This window comes from uncultured Flavobacterium sp. (genome assembly GCF_937967675.1).
Lineage (GTDB): Bacteria > Bacteroidota > Bacteroidia > Flavobacteriales > Flavobacteriaceae > Flavobacterium.
Genome location: NZ_CALBSN010000037.1, coordinates 1 through 19,693, shown reverse-complemented (window position 1 = coordinate 19,693; position 19,693 = coordinate 1). Strand labels below are relative to the sequence as shown.

Annotated in this window: 19 protein-coding genes; 7 read left to right on the top strand and 12 right to left on the bottom strand. The window is 32.2% G+C overall.

Annotated elements, in window-relative coordinates:
- Positions 1-587 (top strand): Hsp70 family protein (locus Q0075_RS02525; RefSeq protein WP_297868149.1); only part of this gene is annotated, 587 nt, incomplete at its 5' end.
- Between the two features lie 114 nt (positions 588-701).
- Entirely contained in the window at positions 702-1,331 is a 630-nt protein-coding gene (locus tag Q0075_RS02520) for a hypothetical protein (protein WP_291107022.1), read from the top strand.
- Positions 1,332-1,402: 71 nt separating this feature from the next.
- On the opposite strand, the gene Q0075_RS02515 is transcribed toward Q0075_RS02520, so the two are convergent.
- Positions 1,403-3,943, bottom strand: a complete 2,541-nt coding sequence (locus Q0075_RS02515) for a zinc-dependent metalloprotease (RefSeq protein WP_297868148.1) — start codon at positions 3,941-3,943, stop codon at positions 1,403-1,405.
- A 175-nt stretch (positions 3,944-4,118) separates the two neighbouring features.
- Here Q0075_RS02515 and Q0075_RS02510 point away from each other — a divergent pair, with 175 nt between their 5' ends.
- The 3 genes from Q0075_RS02510 (at position 4,119) to Q0075_RS02500 (ending at position 6,053) form a co-directional block, all read left to right on the top strand.
- Positions 4,119-5,069 (top strand): nitronate monooxygenase, encoded by a 951-nt coding sequence (locus Q0075_RS02510; RefSeq protein WP_297868147.1) that lies wholly within the window; start codon positions 4,119-4,121, stop codon positions 5,067-5,069.
- Positions 5,070-5,103: 34 nt separating this feature from the next.
- Positions 5,104-5,493 carry a hypothetical protein gene (locus Q0075_RS02505; protein WP_291107028.1) on the top strand — a complete coding sequence of 130 codons (390 nt, stop codon included), beginning with the start codon at positions 5,104-5,106 and terminating at the stop codon, positions 5,491-5,493.
- A gap of 83 nt (positions 5,494-5,576) precedes the next feature.
- On the top strand, positions 5,577-6,053 hold the full coding sequence (locus Q0075_RS02500; protein ID WP_291107030.1) for a hypothetical protein: 477 nt from the start codon (positions 5,577-5,579) through the stop codon (positions 6,051-6,053).
- 69 nt (positions 6,054-6,122) lie between these two features.
- Here Q0075_RS02500 and Q0075_RS02495 read toward each other — a convergent pair whose 3' ends face one another.
- From Q0075_RS02495 to pheT, 6 genes are all read right to left on the bottom strand, one after another.
- The gene (locus Q0075_RS02495; protein ID WP_291107032.1) at positions 6,123-6,659 is read right to left on the bottom strand and encodes a mechanosensitive ion channel domain-containing protein; all 537 of its coding nucleotides are present in this window, start codon (positions 6,657-6,659) and stop codon (positions 6,123-6,125) included.
- Entirely contained in the window at positions 6,652-7,236 is a 585-nt protein-coding gene (locus tag Q0075_RS02490) for a Maf-like protein (RefSeq protein WP_297868146.1), read from the bottom strand. The genes Q0075_RS02495 and Q0075_RS02490 overlap by 8 nt, the downstream gene beginning before the upstream one ends.
- Positions 7,229-8,152 carry a geranylgeranylglycerol-phosphate geranylgeranyltransferase gene (locus tag Q0075_RS02485; protein WP_297868145.1) on the bottom strand — a complete coding sequence of 308 codons (924 nt, stop codon included), beginning with the start codon at positions 8,150-8,152 and terminating at the stop codon, positions 7,229-7,231. The genes Q0075_RS02490 and Q0075_RS02485 overlap by 8 nt, the downstream gene beginning before the upstream one ends.
- 218 nt (positions 8,153-8,370) lie before the next feature.
- Positions 8,371-8,898 (bottom strand): HAD family hydrolase, encoded by a 528-nt coding sequence (locus Q0075_RS02480; protein WP_297868144.1) that lies wholly within the window; start codon positions 8,896-8,898, stop codon positions 8,371-8,373.
- Positions 8,882-9,640 carry a DUF2520 domain-containing protein gene (locus tag Q0075_RS02475; protein ID WP_297868143.1) on the bottom strand — a complete coding sequence of 253 codons (759 nt, stop codon included), beginning with the start codon at positions 9,638-9,640 and terminating at the stop codon, positions 8,882-8,884. Before Q0075_RS02475 ends, Q0075_RS02480 begins: the two co-directional genes overlap by 17 nt.
- Positions 9,641-9,821: 181 nt before the next feature.
- Positions 9,822-12,251 (bottom strand): phenylalanine--tRNA ligase subunit beta, encoded by a 2,430-nt coding sequence (gene pheT / locus Q0075_RS02470; protein WP_297868142.1) that lies wholly within the window; start codon positions 12,249-12,251, stop codon positions 9,822-9,824.
- Positions 12,252-12,519: 268 nt separating this feature from the next.
- On the opposite strand from pheT, the gene Q0075_RS02465 reads away from it, so the two are divergent.
- Complete coding sequence (locus tag Q0075_RS02465; RefSeq protein WP_297868141.1) at positions 12,520-14,025, top strand: aldehyde dehydrogenase family protein; 1,506 nt, start codon at positions 12,520-12,522, stop codon at positions 14,023-14,025.
- A gap of 76 nt (positions 14,026-14,101) precedes the next feature.
- Positions 14,102-14,482: a DUF779 domain-containing protein gene (locus Q0075_RS02460; RefSeq protein ID WP_297868140.1), complete on the top strand. Its 381-nt coding sequence runs from the start codon at positions 14,102-14,104 to the stop codon at positions 14,480-14,482.
- Positions 14,483-14,517: 35 nt separating this feature from the next.
- Here the strand turns inward: Q0075_RS02460 and Q0075_RS02455 are convergent, their stop codons facing one another.
- From Q0075_RS02455 to Q0075_RS02435, 5 genes are all read right to left on the bottom strand, one after another.
- On the bottom strand, positions 14,518-15,441 hold the full coding sequence (locus Q0075_RS02455) for an AraC family transcriptional regulator (RefSeq protein ID WP_297868139.1): 924 nt from the start codon (positions 15,439-15,441) through the stop codon (positions 14,518-14,520).
- Between the two features lie 64 nt (positions 15,442-15,505).
- Complete coding sequence (locus tag Q0075_RS02450) at positions 15,506-16,519, bottom strand: proline iminopeptidase-family hydrolase (protein ID WP_297868138.1); 1,014 nt, start codon at positions 16,517-16,519, stop codon at positions 15,506-15,508.
- Between the two features lie 2 nt (positions 16,520-16,521).
- The gene (locus tag Q0075_RS02445; RefSeq protein WP_297868137.1) at positions 16,522-17,040 is read right to left on the bottom strand and encodes a hypothetical protein; all 519 of its coding nucleotides are present in this window, start codon (positions 17,038-17,040) and stop codon (positions 16,522-16,524) included.
- Positions 17,041-17,097: 57 nt separating this feature from the next.
- Positions 17,098-17,961 carry a bestrophin family ion channel gene (locus Q0075_RS02440; protein ID WP_297868136.1) on the bottom strand — a complete coding sequence of 288 codons (864 nt, stop codon included), beginning with the start codon at positions 17,959-17,961 and terminating at the stop codon, positions 17,098-17,100.
- 45 nt (positions 17,962-18,006) lie between these two features.
- Positions 18,007-19,311, bottom strand: coding sequence for a TolC family protein (locus Q0075_RS02435; RefSeq protein ID WP_297868135.1), 1,305 nt, complete (start codon positions 19,309-19,311; stop codon positions 18,007-18,009).
- Positions 19,312-19,693 lie beyond the last annotated feature (382 nt).

Sequence of the window (19,693 nt, the reverse complement as noted above, 5' to 3'; positions counted from 1 at the left end):
TTTTACAAGGAGAAAGACCAATGGCAAATGATAACAAAACAATTGGTCGTTTCCACTTAGATGGTATTCCACCAGCACCAAGAGGCGTTCCTCAAATTGAAGTAACTTTTGATATTGATGCGAATGGTATCATCAAAGTTTCTGCTACAGACAAAGGAACAGGAAAATCACATGATATTCGTATCGAAGCTTCTTCAGGATTAACTCCAGAAGAAATCGAGAAAATGAAAAAAGATGCTGAAATGAATGCTGAAGCAGATCGTTTAGCAAAAGAAAAAGCAGATAAATTAAACGAAGCGGATTCAATGATTTTCCAAACAGAGAAACAATTAGGAGAGTTTGGAGATAAATTATCTGATGCTAACAAAGGAGCTATCGAAAGTGCTTTAAATGAATTAAAAGCAGCTTACGAAACTAAAGATGTAGCAACGATTACACCAGCTTTGGATAAAATCAATGAAGCTTGGAAAAATGCATCAGAAGAAATGTACAAAGCACAAGCTGATGGTGGAGCTGCACAAGCAGAACCTCAAGCAAACGCTTCTGGAGATCAAACGCAAGATGTAGATTTCGAAGAAGTGAAGTAATTTTCAAATCGAAAATAAATATAAAACCGAATCAGCAATGATTCGGTTTTTTTATTTAACATAGTTCGTTTTAATTTTTTTGTATATTGGTAACCTAATTAACAACCTACTATTATGAAAAAACTATTTTTACTTCTTATTTTATCAATATCAACAATCGGAATCGCTCAAAAAGGAAAAACAAAAGCAAAAGCAGCAGCTTCAAAAAATGTTGTTTTAACGAAAGTTGATAACATTTCTGCTGAGGTTATTTCTGATAAATCAGGAAAGCGAGTAGTTCTTTTTGTCAAAAATGAAGATAAAGTAGATACACTAGAAGTAAAAAAACTTGAAAAAACGGATTTTAAACCAACTGGTTTTGTTGTAAAAAGTTTTTCAACGCAAGGAAAAAAGTTTTATCATGTAAACTGGCAAGAAGAAATTAAAATTGATACCAAACTAAAAAAAGAAAATGGTAATGTTACAGAAGATCAACTTTGGGATATTGAATCAAAAACGCTTTTGTTAGGAAATACTCAAAAGTCGAGTCATATTAAGGAAACGGTTTTTTTAGATGCTAACAAAACCGCTTCTCATGATGTTGAAAAAAATAGAAATGAAGGTTTTGAATTTGTGTTGAACGCTGATGGAAGTTTTGCTCTAAAAACGAAAACTCAAAACAGCATTTATGTTTACAATGTAACTACAGGTAAATATGAAATAAAAGGTGCTCCGAAGTCTTCAGGAACAAAAAAGAAAAGATAAATTCTGTTTATTATTAAAATTAAAAAGGGGAGAGCTTTACAACTTTCCCCTTTATTTTTAATATTCAATTTTTATTTTGGCTTCATAGCATTTTCAATTCTCGCAACTAAATCATTTAAATGGAATTTAGTCAATCGATCAGAAGAAGCTGCAGCAGTTGATTTTAATTGATTTTTTAATTCATTTAATTGACCACGAGCAATTGAAGGGATATCGGTATCCGCTAAAACAATTCTTCTTCCATTGAAGAAAGCAACATTGTTTTTATCGCTTGACATTGTTTCAATTAATTTTGATACATATAATTTTTGAAGATTTCTTCTGTAAATATCAATTGGTGCATTTGTTCTTACTTCAGAAAAAATACCTTTTCTTAAATCGCTCATTAATTCATCAACTGAATAATTTGCTTTGCTTTGTGAAGAAGTTTCTAATAATCGAACCAAACGATCTCCAGCCAATAAACTTGATAAAGTACCGTCTTGAATTGACTTAATTACTTCAACGCCGTTTTCTGGTCTAATTTTAGATAAAATATTTTGATCTAATAACCATTTTGGGGTTTTAAATAATTGCTCATTTAAGAAAGCAACAGCTTCATTTTGAATTGATGATGGAACAACTTCGTATTTGTCACCTTGCATGTCGTATGTTTTTGGAGTTTCGTAAATACCACCAACGTTTTTAGTAACATGTCCCATATAACGTCTGTACTGACCAGTTAGCGAGTTGTACAAACCATTTAATTCATCATAATCTTCACCTTCTTCTTTGCTCCATTCAATTAAGTTAGGTAAAATTCTTTTCAAGTTTTTAATACCATATACAGAAGCTTTCATTGCATTATCCCCTAAATCTTCAGTTTGATAGCGTGGGTCATAAGGATTTGTTTCAGTACCAAACCACAAACGACGATTTTTGTATGCGTCTTTGGTCATCTCATTCAATAATGCTTTTTCAGTATCTTCGTCTTTAGCATCATTAAAATACGAATATCCCCATTTAATAGCCCATTTGTCATAATCACCAATTCTTGGGAATAAATCTTTTACACCATCTTCTGGTTGCGCTACATAGTTAAAACGAGCATAATCCATGATAGATGAGGTGTGACCGTTTTTCTTTTGGAACTCAGGATCTCTTAATTTTTCTACTGGAGTTGCAAAACTTGCTCCCATGTTATGACGTAATCCTAAAGTATGGCCTACTTCATGAGCCGCTACAAATCGAATTAATTCGCCCATTAATTTATCGTCAAATTTTTTATTTCTAGCTTGTGGATCAACTGCCGCAGTTTGAATTAAATACCAATCGCGCAATAAACTCATAATATTATGGTACCATCCAATGTGACTTTCCATAATTTCACCTGTTCTTGGGTCGTGAACATTTGGTCCATAAGCATTTTGAATATCTGCTGCAAAATAACGTAACACTGAAAAACGTGCATCTTCTAAGCTCATTTCAGGATTATTTTCTGGCCAATATTCCCCACGAATTGCGTTTTTCCAACCAGCAAATTCAAATGCTTCTTGCCAGTCGTCGATACCTTGTTTAATGAAAGGTTTCCACTTGTCTGGAGTTGCAGGATCTAAATAATAAACGATAGGTTTTTTAGGTTCGATTAATTCTCCTCTTTTTTGTTTTTCTGCATCTTCCGCATTTTTAGGTTCTAATCTCCATCTAACAGCAAAAATTTCTTTATCAGCTTTTTGAGAATCTTCTTCAAAAACATCATAATCATTAGCAAAATATCCAACTCGCTTATCAAAAGCTCTTTTTCTCATTGGCTTTTGTGGTAATAATATCATTGAGGTATTAAACTCAAATGTTACAACTCCTGCATCAAGTCCTGCTGGCAAATCAGTTCCAATTCTTGGTGTTGGTGATAAAGAGATTTGTCTTGGAACGGTAGTAAAAGTTTTAACCGTTCTAATTTCTGTATTTATTGGAAAACTTTTGATGCTTTGAATAAATGATCTGTCTTTTTGAAAAGCTTGAATTTTAAGTAATTGTTTGTCTATAGAACCTAAGGAAAAAGTTTGTAAATCTGAATCAAAAGCCGATGTCATATCGATAACATAACCTACATTTTCTTTTCCACTTACATCTTTTTTGTATGCTAATACTTCATAATTTCCAATAATTGGATCGGCACTAGAGTTTTTAACTGCTTTTGTAATCGGCTTATCTTCATCTGGGGTAGTAATAACATAAGTTACTGAGCGTACAAGAATGTTGTGGTTTAATCCTTTTTCAAACTTAATTACTTGTCTGTTAACTTCTTCACCTCCAAATATACCACCACCAGCAGGTGTTTTTGAATATCGAGTTATCGTCATGATTTCTTTGCCGATTAAAGAATCAGCAATTTCAAATAAATATTTATCACCTACCTTATGAACATCAACTAATCCTTTTTGAGTAACAGCGGTAGAATCAATTACTTTCTTGTAAGGTTTTGGTTCTTTTTTGCCTTCTGGTTTTTTTGTATCTGTAGCAACAGTTGCCGTTTTATTACCATTTGTGGTTTTCTTCTTGTTTTGTGTTGCACTACAAGAAAATAGAAATAGTACTAAAAGACTACTCAATAATGTTAGTTTGTTTTTCATTTTTTTGTTAGTTTATTCAAATTTATTTGAATTCTTTGTTTTATGTATCTCAATTAAGTTTTTATTAAGAATTTTAACATTAAATTCTATAAGTTTTTTTAAAATTACATTTTAACTTTATTATGCATGCATAGTATTTGCTTTTTTTGTAATTTTGATTTTAAATTTAATTTATATGGAAAAACAATCTTTGACTTCGATTTTACAAATTACTCATCCTGTAATTATGGCTCCTATGTTTTTAGTTTCAAATACTAAAATGGTTATTGAAGGAATGAAGAGTGGAGTAGCAGGTTGTATTCCAGCATTGAATTACAGAACTTTAGAAGAATTAAAATCCGCAATTCACGAATTAAAAGCGGCTAAAGTTCCAGGCGGAAGTTTTGGATTTAATTTAATAGTAAACAAATCCAACGTTAAATACAAAGAACAATTACGTATTTTGTGTGAAGAAAAAGTTGATTTCATTCTAACTTCGTTAGGTTCACCAGAAGAAACTATCAAGGAAGCTCATAAAGTTGGAATTAAAGTTTTTTGTGATGTAACTGATTTAGCTTTCGCAAAAAAAGTAGAAAGTTTAGGAGCTGATGCATTAGTAGCAGTAAATAATCAAGCTGGTGGACATAGAGGAAATATTAGTCCGGAAGAATTAATAAAATCTTTAAATGAAAATACTTCTTTACCAGTAATTTCAGCTGGTGGAGTAGGAAGTAAGGTCGATTTAGAAAAAATGCTAAGTTATGGAGCGGTTGGTGTTTCTGTAGGAAGTCCGTTTATTGCTTCAATTGAATCTGGAGTTTCTCAAGAATACAAACAAGCGTGTGTAGATTATGGTGCAAAAGATATCGTAATGACAGAACGAATTTCGGGAACACCATGTACAGTAATCAATACGCCTTATGTTCAAAAAGTAGGAACTAAACAAACGTGGTTAGAAACTTTATTAAATAAAAATAAAAACCTAAAAAAATGGGTCAAAATGATTCGTTTTTACATCGGAATGAAAGCTACTGAAAAAGCCGCAACACAAGTAACTTACAAAACCGTTTGGGTTGCTGGTCCAAGTATTGAAAATACGAAAGCTATTTTACCAGTTTCTGAAATTGTAGCAAAATTGGTTAAGTAGTTAATTTATACATACATTTGCTAAAATAATTTCATTGAAAAGAGTCGCTCATTATATCATAACTATCTTAACCGTTTTTGTATTCGGTTATTTGTTGTTGCGTAGTGATGAAACTTTGTCAATTTCTCAACCTGTAAAAAAGGAATCTACAAAGGAAATTTATTTAAATTTCAGTCAAGGGAAGATCGATTTTAATCAAGATGGAATTCAAAAAGAATCAGTTTCTCTAAAAACGAATCATAATTTTTCGAATTCGAGTGAAAGTGTCAGAAAACAAATTCCTTCATTTTTATTACCAACTTCTTTAATTCAATTGGAGTTATTTAATAGGAATAGTTTTGAAGTTTTCTTTATTAAAAAGAATCTTTTATGTCTGTTTTTAAACACTTCAAGAATTATTTTTCCATTTCATTATTTCTGGTAAAATTTATTTTAAGCTTCGTTAATCCCTTGTAAATAGTATACTTGGGTTGTTTTACTATACACTTAATTTAAAATAAATTCAAAATGGATATTACCAACACTTTTATAGGAATCGTATTCTTTTCCTTAATTATTATTCCTATTTTCATCATCAATAATAATATTAGAAAGAGAAAAAATCAATTATTAAACACGTTAAACGAATTATCATCAGATAAAAATGCTAAGTTTTCAGAAACCGATTTTTGGTCAAACAATTCAGGAATTGGTCTAAAAGGCAAAATGTTAGCTTACTTCAGAAAAGAGGAAGAAACTCAAGACAATGAAGTAGTTGATTTGAAAGAAGTTAAGAAATGTTCTTTAGTTCAATTTGACAGACACGGAAATGTACCAAAAAACAATCATGAAATTAATAAATTGGCTTTGCATTTATCATTAAACAATCACAAAGAAATTCATTTAGTTTTCTTTCATGCTGATGCTAAAAATTTCATCATAGGAGAAGAATTTAGAATAGCAAAAAAATGGTATGATATTATTAATAAGGAAATAATGAATTAAATAAACTAATATTTAAAAGCATTTACAATGACTTAATTGTAAATGCTTTTAAGTTTTTCATTAAAATATTTAATCATAAAATTCTTTCTCTTCCAAAGATTTTGTAACAACAGAAATACCTTTTTGCATTAATAAATTGTTTGGATAGGTAATCATTTCGCCATCTATTGTCCTTAATACAATATAAAAAGCTTTAATATCGTCTATCTCACCTTCAATAGGAAAATCTTTATCATGAATTTTAATTTTATCACCAATTTTAAAAGGATAAGAAAAAAAGATGATAATGCCAGCAGTAATGTTACTTAAAATCGACCATTGCGCAAAAGATGCCACACCCACAACCGCAAAAACTGAAGAAATAAAAAGTAAAATTTGATCTTTTTTAACGCCCCAAATGATAGTTATTGATAACAAAGCTAAAATTACAAGAAGCAAATTTATGTATTTGATAATCAAATTTGTACGATGTTCTAAAACTTCATTTAATTGAGCAAAACGCTTAACAACTTTAGCAATGCTAATTCGTAAAATAATATAAAAAAATAATACAACTAGGGTTGCAATTTCTTCATGTAAATACGGATTTTTAATTAAATCAAACATACTGCATCAATTTTTGAAATAACATTTCGGTTGGTAAACCTACCACATTTGTATAAGAACCTTCAATTTTTGAAATTCCGATTAAGCCAATCCAATCTTGAATTCCGTAACTTCCAGCTTTGTCAAAAGGTTGGTAATTATCAAGATAATATTTGATTGCTTCATCAGATAAATTGGCAAAAGTAACTTTGGTCACACAATGAAAAACTTCCGTTTTCTCAATAGATTTCAAGCAAACAGATGTAATCACTTCGTGCGTTTGATTCGCTAATTGTTGTAACATTTGAAACGCGTCGTCATAATCTTTTGGTTTCCCTAAAGCTTTACCGTTTAACCAAACAATTGTGTCACTCGTAATTAAAACATCGTTTTCTTTTAGTTCGTTTTCGAAAGTACTTGCTTTTAATTCGGCTAAGAAATTGGTGATTTCTTCCGCTTGTAAATGTTCTGGATAGATTTCTTCAATTTCTTTTAGGCGAATGGTGTAATGCAAATCCATTTCCTTAAAAAACTGCTGTCTTCTTGGCGAACCCGAAGCTAAAATAATGTTGATTGTATTGAGTTTGTCTTTAAGCATTGGCTAATTTTAAATTGAAAACAATAACAGCAACTGATAAAATTCCAAAAAATAATATGATTTTCAAAACCAAACTCAAATGATGAAATTCTTTTTTCGTTGTGGCATTCAATAATTTCACTCCGAAATAAATAAGTGGACCAACGATTAAAATCATCGTATAATATACTACGTAATCCAATTCGAATAAATTAGAATTTACATAATAGGCTAAAATTCCAATTGAAATTACGGTTAAAACACCCACAATTATTTTCGTTTTTTGAACTCCAATAGCGATAGGTAAGGAATTAATTCCTGATTGATAATCGCCATCCATATCTTCCATGTCTTTAACAATTTCACGAATCAAATTGATGATAAAAGCAAAAATGGCATAATGCATTAAAATATCAAAAGCTTCTTTCATTCGGAAACGATTATCCACATCAATTGCTGGTAAAATATCAAATAATCCAATGATGATAATACTAGTGGAAAGCATCAAGGCTACTACCACATTTCCAAGAACTGGAATTTGCTTGAAACTAGTAGCATACATATATAGTAAAGTTGCCACCAAAATAAACATGGAAGCAAAAGTAGGTTTGTAAATCACATTCGATAAATAAAATCCAATTCCAACACCAACAATCGTCAAACCAATGTACCAATTATACGCTACTGTTTCCGAAATAGAAACACCCACCACACGGTTTTGAGGTTTAGCAATTTCATCAGTATCCTGATCCATAATATTATTGATGACATAACCGCCAGCAGCGATGCAAACTGTTGCTATCACTAATAAAATATAATTAAAATCGGTTAAGGCTAAGTCTACATACGATTGTGCTAAAAATAAATAACGAAACACCAATTGCATGAAAGCAAGCATTAATAAATTTTGGTATCGAATTAGTTTTAAGTATTTCATATTTGTTTTTTGTTTCAAGTTTTTTGGAACACAGATTAAATAAATTTTAGAAATTTTAAAAATCTTTTATGAACTTTAATTGAAGTAAAATATAACTTAAATTTTACTTATTTGACTTATATGGTTAATTATTTAGCTCAAAGCCACACAATGTCAATCACTAATTTTTTTGCGTCCTTTGCGAAAAATCTTTGCGCTCTTTGCGTTAAAATCAACTTTTAATCAAACTTGGCATCAAAATGATCCATCCATTTGCCTTGTACTTTCATGACTTGTTCGATGACATCACGAACGGCTCCTTTTCCGCCTTCTACGTGCGAAATGTATTTGGAAATTCCTTTGATTTCTGGAACTGCATTTTGCGGACACGTTGGTAAACCTACTAATTGCATTACATGATAATCTGGAATATCATCTCCCATGTATAACACATTTTCAGGTTGGATATTGTATATATCCGTAAATTCTTTGAAGGTTTCTACTTTATTAGGTACGCCTAAGTGAATATCAGTAATTCCTAAATTTCGTAAACGAACGCGAACCCCTTCATTGCTTCCACCCGAAATAATACAAACGGTGTAGCCATTTTCTACAGCGGCTTTCATAGCATAACCATCTCGAATGTTCATGTTGCGAAGCATTTCACCTGTTGGTGTTATGTGAATACTTCCATCGGTTAACACTCCATCCACATCGAAGATGAAAGTGGTAATTTGATTCATGAGTTCTTTATAACTTTTTGACATGTTGTATCGATTGTGTAAGTAATTGATATAAGTTTTTATATTCGGGATTTTCTAAGAAATCTAAATGTTTTTCGATGGTTTTGGTATCGTTTCGCAAGGCCGGACCCGTTTGTGCTTCTTTTGGCGAAAGTTCCGTGATTTTATGAGCCGTTTCTTGAATTAACGGATGCAATACTTCAAAAGGAACGTTGTTTTCTTCGCAAATTTCATTCCCAATATGGTACAAATGATTCACAAAATTACAAACAAAAACAGCGGCTACGTGTAAACTTTTTCTTTGTTCAGAATTAATTCGAACGACTTTTTGGGAAATGCAATTTCCTAGTTTTTCTAAAAGTTGGTAATCCGATTCCTTTTCAGTTTCTAAACAAATGGGAATAGGAGTGAAGTCGATTTCTTTTCCTTTCGTAAAGGTTTGAAGCGGATAAAAAACACCTTTTCGATTCTTATTATTCAAAATCGAAAGTTCCGACGAACCCGAAGTATGCACCACCAAACGATTTTCAAAAGGTAATTGTGCAGAAACTTCCGAAATAGCATTATCCGAAACCGAAATTATGTACAAATCGGCTTCTGTAATTTTTTGATAGTCAGCTGTGATTTTGGTTGTAGGAAGTAAATGTGATAAATGACTTGGGTTTCGAGCAAACGCTTGTGCCAAATCCACATTTTTAGCTCGCAATAACACTTGAATTAAGTGTTGCGCCACATTTCCTGAACCGATTAAAACGACTTTTATCATGGGGTAAAAATAGTGAATTTTGAGGAGAATTTGCAATAAAAACGCCTGATTCATTTGAATCAGGCGTTTTTATATACTGTAAACTGAGACTGTAAACTGAGACTGTAAACTGAGACTGTAAACTGAGACTGCAAACTGAGACTGCAAACTGCGACTGCAAACTGCGACTGTAAACTGAACACTATCTCAAGCTCGCTCCTAACTGACTTTCAAAATTACCCTGTAACTTACTCATAATTTTATCAATTTGAGTATCGGTTAGCGTTTTTGAATCGTCTTGTAGAATGAAACTTATGGCGTAGGATTTTTTACCTTTTGGCAAGTTATTCCCTTGGTAAACGTCAAATAGATTAACATCTTTCAATAAGCCTTTTTCAGTTTGTTTCGCAATATTATAGATTTGTTCGAATTTCACGTTTTCGTCTAATAATAAGGCTAAATCTCTACGAACTTCTGGATATTTTGGAATATCGGTAAATTTAATTTTCGTAGAAACGTATTTCTGAATCTTATCCCAAGCAAAATCAGCGTATAACACTTCTTGCTTGATATCAAAATATTTTATAACTGATTTTTTAACGGTACCAAACTCTACAATTACTTCTTTTCCAACGGCTAACGCTAATCCTTCAGCGAAAACATCATTTTCAAACGGTAAAGAAGTTACTTTTTTATCCAATCCTATACGACTTAAAATGGTGTTGATATAACCTTTAAACAAGAAGAAATCGGATTTTGATTGTGGATTAGTCCAACTTTCGTTTTGTCTGTTTCCAGTTACTAACAATGTTAAGTGTTTGTTTTCATCATAACCACCTGGCATTTTGTGGTAACTTTTTCCAAATTCGAAGAATTTTAAATCGCTTCTTTTTCTATTGATGTTGAAAGAAACCGCTTCTAATCCAGAAAATAATAACGATTGACGCATTGCTGATAAATCGCTACTTAACGGATTTAACATCATTACATTGTATTCCTCTTTTAAGTTTTCAGATAATTTTACGTAATCTGGCGTTGTTAATGAATTTGCCATCATTTCGTTGAAACCTAACGAGCACAGTTGGTTGGCAATGACATTTTGTACTTTATATTCTTCCGTTCTAGCAGAATAAGCAGTTGTAGCATTTACTTTTGATGGAATTTTGATGTTGTTGTAACCATAAACTCGTAAAATTTCTTCGATAACATCAATTTCTCGAGTTACATCTACACGATAAGAAGGAATTGTTAATCCTAAACCGGCTTCGGTGATACTGTTAACTTTGATGTCTAATGAAGCTAAAATCTTCTTAATCGTTTCAGGCTTGATTTCTTCTCCAATGATTTTATTCACTTTATTGAAATGAATAAACACACTGAAATCTTCAATCTTTTTAGGATAAATATCAATAATATCCGAAGTAATTTCGCCACCCGCTACTTCTTGAATCAATAAAGCAGCACGTTTTAAAGCGTATTCGGTAATACTTGGATCGATTCCTCTTTCAAAACGGAAAGAAGCATCAGTACTCAATGTGTGTCTTTTAGCCGTTTTTCTCACCGAAACTGGATTAAAATAAGCACTTTCTAAGAAAATAGCCTGTGTTTTTTCAGAAACTCCCGAAGTTTTTCCACCGAAAACTCCCGCAATACACATTGGACCACTTTCATCACAAATCATTAAATCTTCTTCGTGAAGTGTACGTTCGATATCATCTAAAGTAACAAATTTAGTTCCAGCTGGAACCGTTTTTACTACTACTTTGTTTCCTTTAATTTGAGCCGCATCAAAAGCGTGTAACGGTTGACCTAATTCGTGTAAAACGTAATTCGTAACGTCAACAATATTATTTTTTGGAGTTAAACCAATTGCTTTTAAACGGTTTTGTAACCAATTAGGAGAGGGTTTCACGGTAACTCCAGAAATCGTAACTCCACAATATCTCGGAGCTAATTTTTCGTTTTCAACTTTAACATCGATTTTTAAAGTACGTTTCTCCACTTTAAATTTACTTACCGATGGAGTAATTAATTCAGAAGAAGTTCCTTTTTGTAACAAACCAGCACGAAGATCACGAGCCACACCCATGTGAGACATAGCATCAGCACGGTTTGGAGTTAATCCAATTTCGAACACTTCGTCTGTTTCAATTTCGAATACTTTTGAAGCTGGCGTTCCTGGTTTTAAATCTTCATTTAAAATCATAATTCCGTCATGACTTTCACCTAAGCCTAATTCGTCTTCAGCGCAAATCATTCCGTGACTTTCTTGTCCGCGGATTTTCCCTTTTTTAATTTCGAATGCGTTTCCTTCTTTATCAAATAACTTAGTTCCAATAGTCGCCACAGGAACTTTTTGTCCCGCCGCCACGTTTGGAGCACCACAAACAATTTGAACTGGCGCATTTCCATCACCTAAATCAACCGTTGTGATTTTTAGTTTATCAGCATCAGGATGTTTTTCGCATGTAAGTACATGACCAATCACAACACCTTGTAAACCTCCTTTTAAACTTTCGTATTTGTCAACGCCTTCTACTTCTAAACCTAAGTCGGTAAGAATGTCGGCAATTTCTTCAGATTTTAAATCGGTTTTAATGAACTGTTTTAACCAATTGTAAGATATACGCATTTTGTATCGAATTTTAAACGGCAAAGATACTTTATAAAATTAGAATTTAGAAATTAGAATTTAGAAATTTTGAACACTAGTTTGGTGATAAGTTTAGAAAGATTAAATTGTTAATTTGATAAATATTTGAGTTAAAAATTAATAGAAATGTAATTTTTAGATGTTAAAATTATGTCAATATCATTTTTGTGCTATTAAATGAAATAATTGTGCTATTCTAAAATAAGAATTGAAACTAATTTTGAGAAACAAACCTAAAATCAAAATTATGAGTAATTTAGTTCAAAGACCCCAATTAAAAGAAAAGTACGATAATTATATCAACGGAAAATGGGCTGCTCCTTCCACTGGACAGTATTTCGAAGTATTATCTCCAGTAGATGGAAAATTAATGTCGAAAGCAGCACATTCAGCAAAATTAGACATTGAAATGGCAGTAAATGCAGCTGACGAAGCTTTCAAAACATTCAGTCAAACTTCGGCTACAGAAAGAAGTATTATGTTGAATAAAATCGCAGATCGAATTGAAGCCAATTTGGATTACATCGCTGCGGTTGAAACTTTAGACAACGGTAAAGCTATTCGCGAAACTATGGCAGCTGATATTCCGTTAGCAATTGACCACTTTAGATATTTTGCTAGTGTAATTCGTGCTGAGGAAGGTTCTATTACAGAATTAGATAAAGACACTGTTTCTATCATTGTTCATGAGCCAATAGGAGTTATAGCTCAAATCATTCCTTGGAACTTCCCAATTTTAATGGCCGTTTGGAAATTGGCTCCAGCTTTAGCTGCAGGAAATTGCGTAGTGTTGAAACCGGCAGAAAGCACACCAATTTCAATTATGGTGTTAATGGAACTAATTGGAGATTTAATTCCTGCTGGTGTAGTGAATGTTATTAACGGATTTGGTGCTGAGTTAGGAAGAACATTAGTAACCAATCCTAAAGTTGCAAAAGCTGCCTTTACAGGTTCTACTGCAACAGGTAGAATGGTAATGCAATATGCAACTGAAAATATTATTCCAGTTACGTTAGAATTAGGTGGAAAATCACCAAATATTTTCTTCCCATCAGTTATGGATGCAGATGATGAATTTTTAGATAAAGCTCTAGAAGGAGTGGCTCTTTTTGCCCTAAATCAAGGAGAAGTTTGTACGTGTCCTTCCAGATTGTTGATTCACGAATCGATTTATGATAAATTTATCGAAAGAGTATTAGAACGCGTTAAAGCAATTAAAACAGGAAATCCTTTAGATCCAACAGTTATGATGGGTGCTCAAGCTTCACAAATCCAAAAAGATAAAATTCTTTCGTACATTAAATTAGGTAAAGAAGAAGGTGCTGAATTGTTATGTGGTGGTGATGTGAATCATTTAGGTGGCGATTTAGAAGGAGGATATTACATTCAACCTACTTTATTCAAAGGACACAACAAAATGCGTATTTTCCAAGAAGAGATTTTCGGACCAGTTTTAGCAGTAACCACTTTTAAAACTACAGAGGAAGCTTTAGAAATTGCTAATGATACCATGTACGGATTAGGAGCAGGCGTTTGGACTCGTGATGCACATGAATTATATCAAGTTCCAAGAGCTATTCAAGCGGGACGTGTTTGGGTAAACCAATATCATGCTTATCCAGCTGGAGCACCATTTGGAGGTTACAAACAATCAGGAATTGGTAGAGAAAACCACAAAATGATGTTAGACCATTATCGTCAAACAAAAAACATGTTGATTTCTTATAACAAAAACAAATTAGGTTTCTTTTAGTAGATAATTTTTAATTTTAAGTCGCGATTCATGATTGATGTTATTTTGAACTCGCGACTTTTTTTATTTGTAAACTATGGAAAAAATAAAACGATTAGAAGCAACCGAAAAAGCAATAGAATTAATCAAAATGCTATCGGATAAGTTTGGTGATTTGATGTTTTATCAAGCAGGCGGTTGTTGTGAAGGAACGCAGCCACAATGTTTTGAAAAAGGTGGATTTTATTTGCGTTATGGCGATGTTTGTATCGGAACTATACAAGGATTTGAATTTTGGGTAGACAAAGATTTATTCGAATATTGGAAACATGCACATTTTACACTTGATGTAACCGATGGAATAGGAGCAGGCGGATTTTCATTAGAAACCCCTTACGGAAAAACATTCAAAGTAAATTACAGATTATTTACCGAAGAAGAAGCGGATAACTTAGAAGAAGTTCGATTAAATGAGTAATGCTATTCACTAATTACTCTTCACTAATCACTATTTTACCCATTATAATTCATCAACTGATATTGTTTTGGTGTAACCCCTTCGTATTTTTTGAACAATCTTATAAAGTAATTGCAATCTTCAAAACCTGTTGCATACGAAACTTCGTTGACTTGAATGTTGGGATTGCTCAGTAGTTTTTTGGCGTATTTTATCTTTTCGTTTAGAATGAATTCAATCGGGCTCATGCCTAATTCTCTTTTGAAATAACGATAAAATGAAGTGGTGCTCATACACGCTTTATCGCTCAAATCTTTCAAATTTATCGTTTCTCGAATGTTGCTTTTGATATATTCAATCGCTGGTGTAATCGGACTATTGCTATCTAGGAATGTTTTATTTTCAAAACGTTTGGTGGTTTGTGTTTGAATGATTCGGATAATCAATTCTTGAAGCGTTAAATCGGCAAGAGCGTCTTTAGTTAATGAATCGCCCATACATTCTTTAATCAACTTGTTGATGGTTCCAGCTAATTCTACATTGTTATAAAAAAAATAGTTTTCATGGTCTAATTTCCACAAATTACTTTTTCCTTCTTTTGGATATTTTTCGTTTAAAAAATCCAAGGTATTCGTAATAATCTGATTATCGATGGCCAAAGCAATACACTGCGTAGGATTGTCTTTTGAAGCTTCAGGAAAATCGATTTTCATTTCGGCATTGGAAGGCACAATTACGGTTTCGCCGGGTAAATATTCAAAACTTGGGTCTTCAAATAAATGCATTACTTTTTTTCCACGCAACATACTTGTAACCACCAAATCATTGAATTTCAACGGAACTAAATCGGATTTTTGATAGGTTTCAAAAATATTCAATTCGCAATGATCTAAAGAGAAAATGGTCCGATTTTCCACCAAAGTTTTTAACGACTTTTCGTGAGTTAAAGCAGGAGTAAAAAGTAACGCTTTGTTTGCCATTCTAAAATTTCAAATAGAAAAACTAAGATACAAAAAAAAGCAACTACTAAGAGTTGCTTTTGATTTATTTTTTCAAAAACGATATTAATCCGTTAAAATACGTTTTTTGATCATCATAAAACGCCATGTGACTTCCTTTTGGACAGAATAAATACGAACCATTTGGTAAGATTTTCGAAATTTCTTCCATGTGTTTTGGATCCATCGTATCGTGTTTTGCTCCGATTACTAAGGTTGGGATTTTTACATTTTTTAAATCAGCTTTTCTATCCCATTTTTCTAATTTTCCAGAGATTCCAAATTCACTCGGACCTTGCATGGTTACATAAAGCGACTGATTCATCTTAGCAAAAGAACGATTTACCGGTTCTGGCCAATCTTTTGCTGGGAAACGAAGAATGTGTTTTTCATAGAAATTAGGAAGTAATAATTCCATATATCTTGGATTGGAAAAGTCGTTATTGGCTTCTATTTTCATCAATTCAGCCAAAACTTCTGGATTCATTTGTTTGCTTAATACTTCATTGGCATATTGGTCATATTCAGGGCAACTTGCCATCATGTTCGAAATGATTAAGCCTTTCATATTGTTTTGATATTTTAAGCTGTATTCCATTGCCAAAATACCGCCCCAAGAATGACCTAACAAATAGAAATTGGTGTTGTCTAAGTTTAATGCTTTACGAACTTGTTCCACTTCTTCCACATATCTCGGTAAATCCCACATAGAAGTATCGTTAGGATTATCGGCATTTCCACAACCTAATTGGTCGTAATAAATGAACTCGATGCCTTCTGCTGGTAAGAAGTTTTCAAAACATTCAAAATATTCGTGCGTAGCACCTGGACCGCCATTTAAAAGCAATACTTTAATTTTTGGATTGTTCCCAATACGCTTTGTCCAAACATTAAAAGTGCCTTTTGGAGTTGTAATGGGAATGACTTTTACACCACCATTTTGAATGCTATCAGAAGATTGTGCAAAATACTCGTTTTGAGTAGCTACGGTTTCTTGTTTACAGCTTGTGAATAAAGCTATGGTGAAGAGTAGGAGCGTTGTACGGAATAGGTTTTTCATGGTTAACTTATTTTAATTTTAAATTCATCTCTTGATGGAATAAATTTTAAACTTTCTAATAGTTCTTTTTCTTTTCCTAATATGATTATTGCAGATTCAATGAATTCAAATGTTTTATAATAATCTTCGATACTAAATGAATCTAAAAAATCTTTATAGTTTTCATCTAAATGAGCGTAAAATTTATCTCTAATATTAGTGAGTGAATTTAGTTCAGCTTTAAAATTATCAAGACTTTCTAGTAAGAGCTTTGCTTGTTCATTATTTTTATTTCTTAGCAATTTAAAAATGTTATCTCTTGAAGTAGATTCTTTGTCTTTTATTATTTTGTAAAGTTCTATATGTAAGTCTTTTAATAATAGGTATCTACAATGATATAGGAGTTCATTATTATCAACAAAAACTTTAATATCAGAATTATTTTCTTTTAAATCAATATTGCTTAAATAACACCAACCTTCCCAACTTTTTCGAGCGTTACTGTAATTTTTTAAAAGCCTTTCAGTTTCTTTATCATTCATTGTAATTATTTAAAATGAAATTTATTTATCTCAAATATACCAAATTTCCTCCAAACCTTACAAAATCTCTTCCACGTGTTTCTTAATATTGGAAGCTATTTTTGTCATGGGTAAATCGTTGGCGTCGTTGCCAAATGGGTCTTCGATTTCTTCGGCGATTAATTCTAAACTCGCTAACACATAAAAGATGAAAATCACTACCGGAATTACATAGTAACCCAAACTAAAAACAAATCCGAAAGGCAAGGTCATCACAAAAAAGAAGATGAATTTTTTGATAAATGAACTATATGAGTAGGGAATAGGCGTGTTTTTAATGCGTTCGCAAGCGCCACAAATATCGGTAAACGATTGTAATTCTGAATTGATGATGTAAAATTGGTCACCCGTAATTTTACCCGATTTATACAAATCATTTGCTTTTTGAAACAACATTTTTGCCACTTGATTCGGGCGGTGTTTGTGGTGATCGATTTCCAAATCCAAACCATCAAATAACATTTTACTAACATCTTCATTCAATAAATGTTTTGAAAGCACCGAAGCATAAGCTGGAATCACTTTTCTGTAGAAATTTCTATCATTTTCATCAGACAAATAAGCGGAAAGTTTTAAAGCTAAATTTCGACTATTGTTTACTAATGAACCCCATTGTTTTCTTCCTTCCCACCAACGGTCGTAAGCGGTGTTGGTTCGGTAAGCCAATAATAACGACAACACAAAACCTACGGTGGTGTGCATTATATTTAGGTTGTTTACATGACTGGTTTCGGAAAGTTTCCAATATTCTATTTCTAAATAGGCAATTCCGTAGGCATAAAATCCAATGAAAATCATCATCGGAATTAGTTGACGAAAGGTGTCCGATTCGTGAAAACGAAAAATAAAAGTAATCCAGTCTTTTGGGTTGTATTGAACCATTTTTAAGTAAAAAGTAAAAAGTGAGAAGTAAAAAGTTTAAATATATTAATTTAATTGTAAAGTGCCGGCTAATTCTTTTAAGTTAATTTCTGAAAGTTTGGTTACATATTGTGCATTTGAATAACGAACTGAAGCTTCTACAAAGTTTTGCTGAGCCGTTCTAAATTCGATAGTGGTAATGGTTCCAATTTTGAATTTCGCTAACGTAATATCTAAGTTTTGTTTGGCGATTTCTAAGTTTTTTTCTTCCACTTTTGCCAACTCTAAATTGGTTTGATAACTCGCAAATAAAGACGATAATTGTGAAGTTAGTGATAATTTTTGTTGTTCTAAAAGGAATCCTGCATTCTCCACTTGATATTTCGCTACTTTTTCGTTTCTGTTTTGAAGAAATCCATTAAAAATAGGCACAGTTGCAGTAACTCCATACACAAAACCTTGTCCAGAAGATTGCGTAATGAATCCCAAAGAAGCTTCCGAACGCGTGAAATTATAACCTGAAGTAATTCTAACCGTTGGATAACGATTCCCTTTGACTTGTTTTAAATTCAAATCGGCTACTTTTTTTGACAAAATTTGCGCTTGCAATTGCGGATTTTGTTTTTCGGCTGTTGCTTTTAATTCGTTGAAATCTAAGTTTTGTTCGAAAGTAACTTTGTTAGCCACTTTAAAATCGGTTTGAATATCGCGAACTAATAATTCGTTCAATCTAATTTTACTGATTTTGATGAGTTCTATTTGTCTTAATTGCAAACTTAAATCGCTATTCAAATCTACTTGTGCATTTAAAACTTCTAATTTTGAAGCTTTTCCAATGCTAAAACGATTTTGAGCGGTTGTTAAACGTTGGTTTGAAATTGCAATCGCCGTATCAATCGAAGCTAAAACTTGTTGTTGTTGTATCAAATCGAAATAGGTGGTATATACATCGCTAATTCGCGTTAAAATGGCAGTTTGTAATTCGGCTTTTCCTTGTTGTTCTAAAACGTTTAATTGCTCTTTTCGGGCAAACATACTTAAACCATCGAAAATTGTCCAATCTAAACCAACACCATAGGTTAAGCTCAAGTTTTTAGCATTATCTAGTTTTCTTTCGGAACCATCAGCTTGCGTTTGCGTGGTATTTAATTGACTGTTATTATTGGTAAAATTCGCATTCAACGAAGGCAACATTCCAGCATTGGCTAAATTGTTATTGGTAGCATCAATTTTGGAATTGTTTTTTGCGATTTTAATATCGTAATTGTTTTCCAAAGCAATTTTAACCGCATCATCAAGCGAAAGCAAATCTTGTGCTTGTGCTGAAAATCCAAGAAAAAAAATGAATATGTAAGTATATAAATTTCGCATAGTGTTTTTATGTTTTCACCGCAGATTCGCAGATTTTTTTTAGTGTTGGTTTTTATTTGAATACGTATATTGATTATGTCGATTCAAATTATTCTTTACATTTTAATTTACGAATCTGTGGTTTATTTTATTTCTCTAAAGCATCTAAATTATCAAATTCTGGGTTGTATATAAATTTCGCATAGTGTTTTTATGTTTTCACCGCAGATTCGCAGATTTTTTTTAGTGTTGGTTTTTATTTGAATACGTATATTGATTATGTCGATTCAAATTATTCTTTACATTTTAATTTACGAATCTGTGGTTTATTTTATTTCTCTAAAGCATCTAAATTATCAAATTCTGGGTTGTATATAAATTTCGCATAGTGTTTTTATGTTTT